This is a genomic window from Flavobacterium sp. UBA7680, from assembly GCF_002482975.1.
Taxonomy (GTDB): domain Bacteria; phylum Bacteroidota; class Bacteroidia; order Flavobacteriales; family Flavobacteriaceae; genus Flavobacterium.
This window is the reverse complement of the sequence record NZ_DLHA01000011.1, coordinates 25409-37463: the sequence shown is the minus strand read 5'-3', so window position 1 is coordinate 37463 and position 12055 is coordinate 25409. Positions and strand designations below refer to the sequence as shown.

Annotated in this window: 12 protein-coding genes; 4 read left to right on the top strand and 8 right to left on the bottom strand. The window is 34.2% G+C overall.

The genetic code is table 11. From position 1 onward, the window contains the following. The first annotated feature begins 32 nt into the window (after nt 1-32). A complete protein-coding gene (locus B3C18_RS01885; RefSeq protein WP_291141478.1) occupies nt 33-575 on the top strand; it encodes a transglycosylase domain-containing protein in 543 nt (180 codons plus the stop codon). Nucleotides 576-594: 19 nt separating this feature from the next. On the opposite strand, the gene B3C18_RS01880 is transcribed toward B3C18_RS01885, so the two are convergent. Then, nucleotides 595-1299 carry a Crp/Fnr family transcriptional regulator gene (locus B3C18_RS01880; RefSeq protein ID WP_291141475.1) on the bottom strand — a complete coding sequence of 235 codons (705 nt, stop codon included), beginning with the start codon at nt 1297-1299 and terminating at the stop codon, nt 595-597. 175 nt (nt 1300-1474) lie between these two features. Between B3C18_RS01880 and B3C18_RS01875 the strand changes: the two genes are divergently transcribed. After that, nucleotides 1475-4993, top strand: a complete 3519-nt coding sequence (locus B3C18_RS01875; RefSeq protein WP_291141473.1) for a nitrate reductase — start codon at nt 1475-1477, stop codon at nt 4991-4993. Nucleotides 4994-5278: 285 nt separating this feature from the next. Continuing rightward, nucleotides 5279-6721, top strand: coding sequence for a rubredoxin (locus B3C18_RS01870; RefSeq protein WP_291141470.1), 1443 nt, complete (start codon nt 5279-5281; stop codon nt 6719-6721). Between the two features lie 29 nt (nt 6722-6750). On the opposite strand, the gene B3C18_RS01865 is transcribed toward B3C18_RS01870, so the two are convergent. Genes B3C18_RS01865 through B3C18_RS01855 form a run of 3 tightly spaced genes read right to left on the bottom strand, consistent with a single transcriptional unit; the run spans nt 6751 to nt 8088 of the window. Further along, nucleotides 6751-7218: a MarR family winged helix-turn-helix transcriptional regulator gene (locus B3C18_RS01865; protein WP_291141467.1), complete on the bottom strand. Its 468-nt coding sequence runs from the start codon at nt 7216-7218 to the stop codon at nt 6751-6753. A gap of 10 nt (nt 7219-7228) precedes the next feature. Further along, nucleotides 7229-7672 carry an EVE domain-containing protein gene (locus B3C18_RS01860; RefSeq protein ID WP_291141465.1) on the bottom strand — a complete coding sequence of 148 codons (444 nt, stop codon included), beginning with the start codon at nt 7670-7672 and terminating at the stop codon, nt 7229-7231. After that, the gene (locus B3C18_RS01855; protein WP_291141462.1) at nt 7669-8088 is read right to left on the bottom strand and encodes an SRPBCC family protein; all 420 of its coding nucleotides are present in this window, start codon (nt 8086-8088) and stop codon (nt 7669-7671) included. The genes B3C18_RS01860 and B3C18_RS01855 overlap by 4 nt, the downstream gene beginning before the upstream one ends. A gap of 303 nt (nt 8089-8391) precedes the next feature. Here B3C18_RS01855 and B3C18_RS01850 point away from each other — a divergent pair, with 303 nt between their 5' ends. Further along, a complete protein-coding gene (locus B3C18_RS01850) occupies nt 8392-9057 on the top strand; it encodes a hypothetical protein (protein WP_291141459.1) in 666 nt (221 codons plus the stop codon). A 194-nt stretch (nt 9058-9251) separates the two neighbouring features. Here B3C18_RS01850 and moaA read toward each other — a convergent pair whose 3' ends face one another. The 4 genes from moaA to B3C18_RS01830 all read right to left on the bottom strand — a co-directional run bounded on the left by moaA (nt 9252) and on the right by B3C18_RS01830 (nt 12053). Further along, nucleotides 9252-10259, bottom strand: a complete 1008-nt coding sequence (gene moaA / locus B3C18_RS01845; RefSeq protein ID WP_291141456.1) for a GTP 3',8-cyclase MoaA — start codon at nt 10257-10259, stop codon at nt 9252-9254. Continuing rightward, nucleotides 10246-11160 (bottom strand): bifunctional molybdenum cofactor biosynthesis protein MoaC/MoaB, encoded by a 915-nt coding sequence (gene moaCB / locus B3C18_RS01840; protein WP_291141453.1) that lies wholly within the window; start codon nt 11158-11160, stop codon nt 10246-10248. Before moaCB ends, moaA begins: the two co-directional genes overlap by 14 nt. A gap of 9 nt (nt 11161-11169) precedes the next feature. Continuing rightward, complete coding sequence (locus B3C18_RS01835; RefSeq protein ID WP_056202704.1) at nt 11170-11601, bottom strand: molybdenum cofactor biosynthesis protein MoaE; 432 nt, start codon at nt 11599-11601, stop codon at nt 11170-11172. A gap of 98 nt (nt 11602-11699) precedes the next feature. Then, complete coding sequence (locus B3C18_RS01830; RefSeq protein WP_082577810.1) at nt 11700-12053, bottom strand: lysozyme inhibitor LprI family protein; 354 nt, start codon at nt 12051-12053, stop codon at nt 11700-11702. Nucleotides 12054-12055 lie beyond the last annotated feature (2 nt).

Here is a 12055-nt window from a genome sequence, read left to right as displayed (position 1 = left end):
GTGCGTCTCTACAAAAACCCCCTCTCTTCTTTATGCTCAAAAAATCATTAAAAATACTTTTAGGATTTACAATCTTTTTAATGATCTCAATTATCTATTTACTAAGCGATTTCAATGCTATTTATAAAAATGAAGAGTTTTTATTTATAACCAAAGAATTAAAAAATGCTCAAAAAGAAGAATTAAAATCTTTCATTTTTACTTACAATACAATTTATGGAAAAATAAAAGAGCCAGGTTGTCCTTGTCAAAACACTGCAAACAATATTCGAACCGATACTAGAAATACATCTTTATTAAAAAGAGCTCTTTATTGGCTAAAAATAAAAAAAGAGTTTAGTCATGATGAATGTGTTAAATTCGTTTTAATACACTACGATTTTGGGTTTGATAATATTGGAATAAAAGATGCTTCCAAATTTTACTTCAAAAAAGATTTGAAACAATTGAATGAAAAAGAAATAATAACTTTAGTGGTTATGCTTAGAAATTCAGCATTATACAATCCTATTCGAAATAAGAAAAGACTTGATGCTAAAGTTTTATTATTTGAAGAAATACTTCATAGCAAATAAGTACTAATACGTAAATAGCCTAAAAATATTTATGCTCCATAATTTCAGAACGCAATTCTGAAACTCCCAAAATCCCGATACGTTTTCCAACCGTTTTTATCAAATCTTCTTTTTTCAAACTTGAAATAACACGAATCGCCTGTTCTTCTGTCGTTCCGGCAAAATCAGCGATTTCTTTTCGGGAAAGATCAATATCAATTAAACCATTGATTTGTCCAAACTTACGATGAATATAAAGCAGTAAATCAATCACACGTTCACGAACATTCATGTGAGCAATTTTACGAATATTGTTCTCGCTTTTGTTTAGTTCTTCGGCATAAAACAACATTAAAGCATACGTAAATTCTGGAACTTGTTTTAAAATATCAAGCATCGTTTCATTGCTAAAATTACATAAAACCGTATCTTCCAGCGCATAAGCACCAATTAAGTATTTTTTACCTGTTCCAAATCCGCGAAAACCTATTGTATCTCCGTTTTTTGTGAGGCGTACGATTTGTTCTCGTCCGTTTATTCCGGTTTTTACTGTTTTTGCTTTTCCTTTACAAATAAAGTAAAGTCCTTGCAGTGGCGCACCTTCCGTAATAAATTGATCCGATTTTTTGCAGACAATATTCTGCTTTTTAGAAACAAACTGACTCATTTGTTCTAAATGCAGATGTTTCTTGATAAAACAATTTTCATTGACACAAGAATAACAAGCGGTTTGTTCTTCTTTCATGAGTCCAAATTTTTATCGGATTAAAAACTAATTTGTTGTTCCTCATTTAATTGGATCAAAAATAGAAAAATAAATTTAAAAAATACGTATTTATACGTAAAAATACTTATTTTTGTATAAGTGATTTATCTAAATCCCTGCAGATTCAAGAAATAGTATCTAAAAAAGAACTGTAATGCAAAATACCAAAATCAAAACTACCTGTTCTTATTGTGGCGTTGGCTGCGGCATAATCGTAACCAACGATGCCAAAAACGGCGTAATGGTAGAAGGCGACAAAGATCATCCGGTTAATAAAGGAATGTTATGTTCTAAAGGAATGAATCTGCATTACGTAGTTAATGATACTTCAGACAGAATTTTATATCCGGAAATGCGTGGTAGCAAATCTTATCCGCTTGAACGTGTAACTTGGGATACCGCACTAGATCGCGCTGCCGCTGTTTTTTCTTCTATCATAAAAAAACATGGACCAGACAGCGTTGGATTTTACATTTCGGGACAATGTTTAACTGAGGAATATTATCTGGTAAACAAACTCGTAAAAGGTTTTTTGAAAACCAATAATATCGATACCAATTCCCGACTTTGCATGAGTTCTGCCGTTGTGGGCTATAAAAAGACTTTCGGAGAAGATTCTGTACCAATTGCTTATGATGATATCGAACTTGCCGATACACTTTTAATTACTGGCGCAAATCCGGCTTGGTGTCATCCAATTTTATTTCGAAGAATTGAAAAACACAAAGAGAAAAATCCGAAAACAAAAATAATTGTAATCGATCCGAGGCGAACAGATACCGCCGCTTTCGCCGATATACATTTACAAATTATTCCCGGATCAGACATTATTTTATATCATGCCATTGCTAAACGTATTATCGAAAAAGGATACGTAGATCATGATTTCGTTAAAAATCACGCAGAAAATTTCAAACAATATAAAGACTTAGTTTTAGGAACTTCTTTAGAAAAAGCTTCTAAACTTTGCGGAATTCCGGTAAACGATATAAAACTCGCTGCCGATACTATCGGAAAAGCAAAAGGATTCCTTTCGTTTTGGGCAATGGGTTTAAACCAAAGTGCTGTTGGCGTTGACAAAAACACCGCTTTACTTAATTTATCTCTTTTAACAGGACAAGTTGGAAAACCAGGTTCAGGGCCTTTTTCTTTAACCGGACAACCCAACGCAATGGGCGGACGTGAAGTTGGAGGAATGGCAACGCTTTTGGCCGCGCACAAAGATATCGCCAATCCAACGCATAGAAAAGAAGTCGCAGATTTCTGGGGCGTTGACGAACTTTCAGATAAACCGGGATTGACAGCAACAGAAATGTTTGATGCCTTAGAATCGGGAAAAATGAAAGCCGTTTGGATTATTTGTACTAATCCGCTTGTGAGTTTACCTGATTCCAGAAGAATTGAAAAAGCACTTCAAAATGCTAAATTCGTAGTCGTTCAGGATATTTCGCATAATGCCGATACCGCAAAATTTGCCGATTTACTTTTACCTGCCGCCGGATGGTTGGAGAAAGAAGGAACAATGACCAACTCAGAACGTCGTATTTCTTATCTTTCAAAAGGAATAAATGCGCCGGGAGAAGCACTTCCGGATATTGAAATTCTAATTCGTTTTGCTAAAAAAATGAATTTTCACGGATTCAATTTTAATAATGCCGAAGAAATCTACAAAGAACATTGCGCACTTACCAAAGGCACAAACATCGATATTTCATTCTTAAATTATCATCGTTTAAAAACCGAAGGCACTTTTCAATGGCCCGTTCCAGATTACGGACATCCGGGAACTCCCCGTCTTTTTACGGATAAAAAATTCTATACGCCGTCGCAAAAAGCCATTTTTAACCTTCCGGTTTCAATAGAAAATACATCGGTACAACCAAATGCTGAATTTCCGTTTATTTTAACAACGGGAAGAATTCGCGATCAATGGCATACCATGACAAAAACCGGAAAAGTATCGAGATTGTTGACTCATATTCCGAGTCCGGTTTTAGAAATAAATCCAATTGATGCTTTTAAAAATGAAATTAAAAATGGTGATATCGTTACCGTTACAAGTAAAAATGGCGAAGTCAGAGTAAAAGCAAAAGTTACGGATTCCATTAAAGAAAAAGTAGTTTTCCTGCCGATGCATTGGGGAAAACAACTCGAAAATGATTTAAACCGAACCAACAATTTAACGAATACAGTTGTTGATCCCGTTTCAAAAGAACCTGATTTTAAATTCACAACCGTTTCGATTACGAAATATGTAAAACCATTTCAGAAAATTGCAATTGTTGGTGCCGGAGCGGCTTCTTTCAGATTCATTCAAAACTACCGTGAATTCAATACAACCGATGAAATTATTGTTTTTTCGAATGAAATAAATCCGTTTTACAATCGTGTTTTACTTCCGGAATATATGACGGGAGAATTTACTTGGGAACAGCTTTTAAAAGTAAAAGACGGCGAAGCTTTAAATAAGCTCAACATTACCATGAAAGCCGGAGTTGCGATTGATAAAATAGATACAACCAACAAAATTATAAAAGACAGTTTAGGCGAAACGCATACTTTCGATTCCTTAATTCTAGCTACCGGAAGCCGTCCGTTTATTCCGGAAAACGCACAGCTTCATCTTCCGGGCCGATTTACTGTAAGACGAAAAGAAGATGCAGATCGTTTAAAAAAACATCTTGACAGCACTAATCTTCCGCCCGAAGAACAGCATGTTGTGATTATTGGCGGTGGATTATTAGGATTAGAATTGGCCGCCGCTTTAAAACATAAAAAAGTAAAAACAACCATAATTCAAAGAGCTTCCCGTTTAATGGAACGTCAGCTGGATTTAATTTCCAGTAAATTATTGTCCGAAGAAGTGCAGCTTCGTGATATTCAGATTTATTTTGATAATGAAGTCAGTACCGTTTTTGAAACCGATAATCCAAACGAAATTGAAATCGCATTAAAAAGCGGCAGAATCATTACCGCAAATGCCATTGTGTATACCATCGGAACAATTCCGAATATAGAAATTGCCAGAGAAAGCGGTCTTTCCTGCGGACGCGGCGTGAAAGTAAATCAGTATTTACAAACTTCAAATCCAGATATTTTTGCGATTGGAGAAATCGCCGAATTCAACAATAAATTATTCGGAATCACTTCTGCAGCCGAAGAACAGGCTGATATTCTGGCTAACTTTTTAGCGGGCGATATCAGCAGTTATTATAAAGGTTCAATCTTAATGAATATTCTGAAATTAGAAGATATTAATTTATGCAGCATTGGAGAAATCTTAATTCCTGAAAATGACGATTCCTACGAAGAAATTGTCTTTTCAGATCTTAAAAAACGCTATTATAAAAAATGCATCGTAAAAGATGATTTGCTTGTGGGCGCGATTTTAATGGGCGATAAAAACGAGTTCGCCGAATTCAAAACGATGATCGAAAGCAAAATCGAATTATCAGACAAACGCAATTTATTATTAAGAGGAAGCTCAAGCGCAAAACCTGTTTTAGGAAAATTAGTCTGTTCCTGCAGTCAGGTTGGAGCCGGAAACATCGAAGAAACAATAAAAAGCGGTGTAAATAATTTCACCGATTTATGCAAAAACACAGGTGCCGGTTTAGGCTGCGGAAGCTGTAAAACAGAGGTTAAAGAGATATTGGCGAAGTGTAAAGTTTAGTTGATTGTGTTAGATTGTGTTGATCTGAACGCAAAGTTCACAAAGGTTTTTCGCAAAGTTTCGCGAAGATTTATATTCTTTGCTTAAGATTATTTTCTACCGAAAAAAGTTCACAAAGCTATGCGCTAAAATCTTTACCAAATGCTTTGTGGACTTTGGCAACTTATTAAAAATAAAGTAAAAAACCTTTGCGAAACTTTGAGAAAAACCTTTGCGAACTTTGCGGTAAAATGTATGTTCAAAGTAAAGCAACCTGAAACAAAGAAAACCTGAAACAAAAAACAAATGGAGTTGACAAGATTAATAGTAAAAGGAGGCGTTATTTCGCCGGGAGAGTTGAGAGAAGTCGTTAATATGGCTGCAGATCAAGGACTTGATTCTATTTCGTTTGGTTCTAGACAAGATATTATTTTCCCGAAAGGTTTTAAATCTTTGGATAAAACCGCTTTAGGAAAACATCATTTTGTTTATCCCGATCAAAAAAGCGGAAATAATATTGTTTCCTCTTACGTTTCAACAGATATTTTCAGAAATACCAATTGGCTTACGGGGAATAAATTCCTTTACATTTTAGAACTTTTTAAAGAACAGCCCAAACTTAAAGTAAATATAAACGATCCTAAACAACAACTGGTTCCGTTATTTACCGGGCATTTAAATTTTATTGCTTCAGAACACGAAGATTATTGGTACCTATATATTCGTTTACCAAAATGGGAACGTATGGAAGTTTATCCCGTTTTGATTTATAGCTGGGATATTGCCAAATTTTATTACGAAATCGAAAAAATTACTGCCGAAGAATCCATCGGAATTGATTTGATTTTCAATCTCGTAAGCGAAGTTTTAGACACTAATAACAGAACGATTGACAAACCTTTGAACATTCCGTTTTATCCGTTTCCGTATTACGAAGGAATGAACAGAATGGGAATCGATCAATATTGGCTTGGTCTTTATTGGCGAAATAATTTATACGATCTCGATTTCCTCAAAGAAATGTGCGATTTGTGTTTCGACTGCAAAATCGGGAAAATTTGTATCACGCCCTGGAAATCATTTATTATAAAAGGAATTCCAAAAGACCGAAAACTGGAATGGGAAAAATTCTTAGGCAAAAGAGGAATCAATGTTCGACATTCTTTACTCGAATTAAACTGGCATTTACCCGTTGCTATGGAATGGGCATTGAACTTGAAAACTTTTTTAGTCCGCACGCTCGATCAATTTGATATCAGTACTTACGGATTGAATTTCGGAATATCCGAATATAATCGTGACGGACATTATTTTACTTCTATCGTAATTGAAAAAAACGAACTTCCTTCCGCTTTAGAATCCATAAAAATTCGCGATACCTATAATGTATTGTTTGCGAAGAATTTCGACCCAAATACACGTGAATACATTGTGCATTCGCAAGACATTGACAAACTCGAACTTCCAACGATTTTAATTGAATTAAGCCGAAAATATTTCAATGAACTAGGAAATGCAACAACAGAATCCACCGAAAAAACGCAGAAAAAAGAAAAACCGCAACAAGATATTTACCAATGTCAGGAATGCTTAACGCTTTATAAACCTGAATACGGAGACGAAAGTCAAGGTATTCCAAAAGGTATTTTGTTTACAGATTTAGGCGAAGATTACTGCTGTTCCTTATGCGAAGCACCAAAAAGCAATTTCAAAATTCTGGACACGAGCGATAGCGAACTAGCGAAGTAAATTGCCAAGAATTAAATCTTAAACTAAATTTATTCAACCAATTTCTGCCCTAATAATGCGATTAAGTTTTGATTTAAATCATTTGTTTTTACTCCGGAAACAGAAAAGAATTTTCTATCAAAATCTTCAACAGTTACAATAGCTTTTTTTATAATTTCTTTTCCTAAATCTGTAAGTACAACTACTTTGGCTCTTGTATCTGTAGCATGTTCTTCTCTGGCAATGAAATTCTTTTGCTGTAAAGTTCTTAAAACTGTAGAAGTTGTCATTGGGTCAATTTTAGTATTTGCCGAAAGCACAATTTGTGTAACCTCTTGTTTATGAATCGTAAGCCAATGTATACTAGCCATTAACACAAACTGCGAGTGCGTAATATTATATTGCTCTAAAGCCTTTTTGATTTCGCGCTGCCATAGGTTTGTTACCTGCCACAACAAAAAACCAGAACTTTCTTCTGGCGTTTCAACACTAAATGTATTATCTTCTGATGTACTCATTTTTTATTTTTTATTGTGAATTTTCAGCAATGTTAGAAATCATTTTTGAAGTTATAAAGTTAAAATCATTTTCATTGATTTCAAAGAATCCATAACGAAATGGATATCCCCACGATTTTTTATTGGGGATAAACACCAAATTCTCAATCAGCGGAAGTATCGAAACTTCATTGCATTTCATAAATTGAATATTTCTTCTAAAGGGTACAAATTTTTCAGTCATTTCAAATGCATATACTTCATCACCTACTACTTTTCCTAAAGCTGTAAAAGATTGACATTTTTCATTTCCTTCCATTGTTATTTTAGAGGAATAAATTAAGATCTGATCTTCTTTCTGCATTCTTTTCAACGGACCTTCTTTTCCATGGCAGACTTGAATAAAACCTCCATTTATAGCTCTTTGTGCATGTTCTCTTGAAATCGTGGCTATCCAATACTTTTTTGCTCTCATAATTTAGAAGCTGCTTTTATTTGTTCCTGAACATCAACAGGTAAATTATCAACAATTTTTTTCGCTACTAATTTCACCCAAAGAAAACCTAATAATCCTTTTACGGTTATAATATTCGTAATCTTCAATCCGTCTGGAGTTTCTTCAAATAAATGTTCATCATACATTTTGGCTAATGGAAAATTAGTTACATCCAGAAATCCTTTATTTTCTAAAACTTCGAGTAATTCAACTTTTACATTCGGCCCGCCTTTTGGTCGTAATAAAAAATGATTTCCTTTTTCAAAGTTTCCTTCCAATTTAGCATATTCAATACCTGTATCCCAAGTATGCCAATTATTGACGTCTGCAAACAGATTCCACATTTGTTCTTTTGTTACCTCTTTTGTAATTATTGAATGAGATTTTGACCACATTTTGTTTCAAATTAAAATTAATAAGTGCAAATATAATAAGTACGCTTATTAAAAAATAATTATTTATTACATTTTTTCTGTATTTTTTCAATTAAAACCTCAATTTTCCAAGTGGAATTGTTAAGAGATTTATGTTTTTAATTTCACTTAAAAAGACAAATATTTCACTTTCAAATACTTAATACTAAATTTTATCAAAAAACTTAACATTGGGAGACTTGTTTTATAGTTATCTTTACTTAACTGTAAATTAACAATTTAGTTACATTGTTAATGATAATCCTCATTAAAAGCACTAAAAATATGGAAAACAAGAACGAAGAAGTAACCCCAGAGAAAATCGATTCACCTACAACAGAAAATACTCAGCCAGCGGCAGAAGCTGTAAAAACTGAAGATAAAACACCTGCTAAAGCTGCTCCAGCTAAAACTGCTGCTCCAGTAAAAACTACTGCAACAGCTAAACCTGTAGCAACAACTGCAAAACCAGCTGCAACAGCTGTAAAAAAAGCAGCAGCTACAGCAAAAGCTCCGGCAGCATCTGTTTCAAAAACAGCTGTAACTACAGCAAAACCGGCAGCACGTAGAGCTCCTGCTAAAAAAGTATTGACTCCAACTATTAAACCGGAAGCAGTAAAAACGGTGGTTACAAAAACTGCTGTTTCTGATGCAAAAGAAGAAAACACAAGCGGAACAACTACAACTGTAGAAACTGCTAAAAATAAATCTGATAAAAAAGTAAAGAAAGTGAAAGACAAAGAAAAGGACAAAGCAAAAAAGAAATTAGCTAAGAAAAAAGAGAAAGCTAAAAAAGACAAACAGAAAGAAAAAGCTAAAAAAGCAAAATTAAAAGCTGCTGCTAAGAAAAAAGAAAAAGCTAAAAAAGCAAAAGATAAAGCGAAAGCAAAAAAAATTGCTAAAAAGAAAGTTAAGTCTAAAAAGAAGGCTAAAGCTAAAAAGAAAAAATAATATCTAAGAAAGGTTTGACTTTAATAAAGTTGAACCTTTTTTTATGCGTTCCAGTCATTGCGAGGAACGAAGCAACCGCACTAACAAAAAGTACGTTGATTACAATAGTGTGATTGCTTCGTTCCTCGCAAGGACAATCTGCACGTATTATCTTTGTCAAAGTTTAAAACTTTGACAAAGATTCTGTTGAAACCTTACCCCCCAATCGCAATCATACTACGATTATCAAAATGTTTTGCAGGATCATTCATTTCATCAATTGTAACCATTCCGGCGCGGACTTTCTTTTTATTTTGAACAGATTGAGAAATTAAATTCGTAATCGATTCGCCATTTCTAAAAGGCGTTAAAAGATCCGTTTCTGAATTCGAAAAAAGACAGTTTTTAATTTTTCCATCAGCCGTTAAACGAATTCGGTTGCAACTGTCACAAAACGGATTTGTAATCGAACTTATAATTCCGAAATCGCCTTGAAAACCTTTTATTTTATACGTTCTGGCCGTGAAGTTTTTTTCGTCTTCCAGTTTTTGAATTTCATCAGCTGAAAATGTATTTCCGACCAAAGATAAAATCTCATTTTGAGAAACCATTTTGCTTCTGTCCCATTCATTTCCAGCAAACGGCATAAACTCAATAAAACGAACAGAAATCGGCAGAAATTGTGTCAGTTTTACAAAATCAACAATTTCATTATCATTAAAACCTTTCATCAAAACGACATTCACTTTGACCTGAAAATCGTTATTCAAAAGCAAATGCAAATTATCAACAACTTTCTCAAACTGATTTCTGAGTGTTATAGAATGGAATTTAGACGAAACCAAAGTATCTAAACTCAAATTGATCTTTTTGACTTTAAACTGTTTTAAAACATCAATATGACGATCAATTAAAATTCCATTTGTGGTTATAGAAAGTGAAATATCTAGAGTCGCTAATTTTGCAACAATTTCGGGAAAATCTTTTCTTAACAAAGGTTCGCCTCCTGTCAATCTAATTTTGTCAACACCATTTTGCACAAAAGTTTGAGCGATGCCAAAAATCTCCTCGGCCGTCATTAAACTGGCTTTTGGAGAAAGCGTAATTCCGTCAGCCGGCATGCAATACGTACAACGCAGGTTGCATTTTTCCAGCAGCGAAATGCGCAGGTAATTGTGTCTGCGCCCAAAACCATCCGTCAAAATTGTGTTAGAGGCTGTCATGATTTTTTCCTTTTAAAATATGAAAGACGTGCATTACATGCGGAAAAACAGCGTCCATCGATTCTCTCGCTCCGTTTGTTGAACCCGGCAAAGCCAAAACTAAACTTTTACCCAAAGTACCGGCTACAGTTCTTGAAAGCATTGCATACGGCATTCTTTGCTGTCCGTAATCGCGAATTGCTTCTTCGATTCCCGGAATTCTACTTTCTAAAATTGGCGACAAAGCTTCCGGCGTTACATCTCTTGGAGATAATCCCGTTCCGCCCGTAAAAATCACCAGCTGATTATCTTTTGCGTAAGCTTTTGTTCTTTCCTGAATAATATCTAATTCATCAGGAATAATTTCATAATGCGAAGTTTCAACTCCGTACGAATCTAATTTCTCTACAATAATTTTTCCAGATCGATCTTCTTTATCTCCTGCAAAAATCGAATCAGAACAAACAAAAACCGCTGCTTTTATAGCATTCGGAAATTTATTTTTGAAAGAAGATTTTCCACCTTCTTTATTAATCAATTTAATGGTTGAAATTTCAATTTCTTTATCAATTGGTTTCAGCATATCATACATCGTAAGCGCGACAATCGATGCACCGTGCATGGCTTCAACCTCAACTCCGGTTTTGTAAACGGTTTTTACATTGAAAATAATCTGAATCTCCAATCCTTCAATTTTATATTCGACCGATGTAAATTCAATTGGAAGCGGATGACAATCCGGAATAGACAAATGCGTATTTTTTACCGCAAATAATCCTGCCGTTTTTGCCATTTCGAGCACATTTCCTTTCGGAACTAAATTATTCACTACCGCATCAATTGTTTCTTGTCTGCTGACTTTTACAATTGCCGTTGCAGTTGCTTTTCTTAATGTGCTTATTTTATGCGTAATATCTACCATTCTGTTTTATTAGGTATTTTGTTTCCAGGTGAATGTATCGTTTTCAAATATTTCTTTACCAAAAATCGGCACATCGGTTTTAATCCAGTTTACGATTGCTTCTGTTGCTTCATAAACTTGTTTGCGTCGCATCGCCGAAACAAAAACAAACAAACAAATTTCGCCTGCTTTTACAACGCCCAAACTATGGTAAATGTGCATACAGGTTAAATCGAATTTGGCGAAAGCTTTTTCGCGAATCGTGTGCAAAGCTTCGTTTGCCATATCCGTGTAAGCTGAATAATCAATCGCCACGACTGTATTGTCGTGAATTACATCGGCACGAACTTGTCCTAAAAAAATATTGTGCGCCCCAATTGTATGTTTCGATTGGTGTTTCGCAATCGACTCGGCTATAAATTCAGGAGAAATTGGCCCTTCTACAAATACATTTTTACTCATTTTTTATGTTTTTTTTGATAGCCACGAATTCACGAATTTTTATTTTATTCAATCTGTAAAATAGTGTCAAATTTATCTCGAATTATTAATTATAAATTTTAAAAATCACTCAACAAACTTTTCAATTCTTTAGTTCTGTCGATTGTCATTTGAGTTCTACAATCTATATACATTTTGTTTGCTATAACTCCTCCTTCATCTTCAGAATAGCTTTGAAATTTGCAATTTGAATCTCTAAACTTTATCCAGTCTTTTTGTGCAGTAACCAAATTTGCCTGATCATTTGCCGTTAGTTTCTTTTTCAACTGATTATAAACGGTATTCAACTCTTTATCTGCTTTTTCATAAATTTTATATAATTCTGTTTCGCCTGTATAATCAACCTCTTTTTGGGAAAACATAAATTGTGTAAAGCAGAAAAACATAAATAATACGAATGAGGTTTTCTTCATAA

Bases quoted from the DNA above. Each gene is read 5' to 3' on its own strand.
- B3C18_RS01885 (WP_291141478.1), top strand. From the start codon at position 33: ATGCTCAAAAAATCATTAAAAATACTTTTAGGATTTACAATCTTTTTA.
- B3C18_RS01880 (WP_291141475.1), bottom strand. From the start codon at position 1,299: ATGAAAGAAGAACAAACCGCTTGTTATTCTTGTGTCAATGAAAATTGT.
- B3C18_RS01875 (WP_291141473.1), top strand. From the start codon at position 1,475: ATGCAAAATACCAAAATCAAAACTACCTGTTCTTATTGTGGCGTTGGC.
- B3C18_RS01870 (WP_291141470.1), top strand. From the start codon at position 5,279: ATGGAGTTGACAAGATTAATAGTAAAAGGAGGCGTTATTTCGCCGGGA.
- B3C18_RS01865 (WP_291141467.1), bottom strand. From the start codon at position 7,218: ATGAGTACATCAGAAGATAATACATTTAGTGTTGAAACGCCAGAAGAA.
- B3C18_RS01860 (WP_291141465.1), bottom strand. From the start codon at position 7,672: ATGAGAGCAAAAAAGTATTGGATAGCCACGATTTCAAGAGAACATGCA.
- B3C18_RS01855 (WP_291141462.1), bottom strand. From the start codon at position 8,088: ATGTGGTCAAAATCTCATTCAATAATTACAAAAGAGGTAACAAAAGAA.
- B3C18_RS01850 (WP_291141459.1), top strand. From the start codon at position 8,392: ATGGAAAACAAGAACGAAGAAGTAACCCCAGAGAAAATCGATTCACCT.
- moaA (WP_291141456.1), bottom strand. From the start codon at position 10,259: ATGACAGCCTCTAACACAATTTTGACGGATGGTTTTGGGCGCAGACAC.
- moaCB (WP_291141453.1), bottom strand. From the start codon at position 11,160: ATGGTAGATATTACGCATAAAATAAGCACATTAAGAAAAGCAACTGCA.
- B3C18_RS01835 (WP_056202704.1), bottom strand. From the start codon at position 11,601: ATGAGTAAAAATGTATTTGTAGAAGGGCCAATTTCTCCTGAATTTATA.
- B3C18_RS01830 (WP_082577810.1), bottom strand. From the start codon at position 12,053: ATGAAGAAAACCTCATTCGTATTATTTATGTTTTTCTGCTTTACACAA.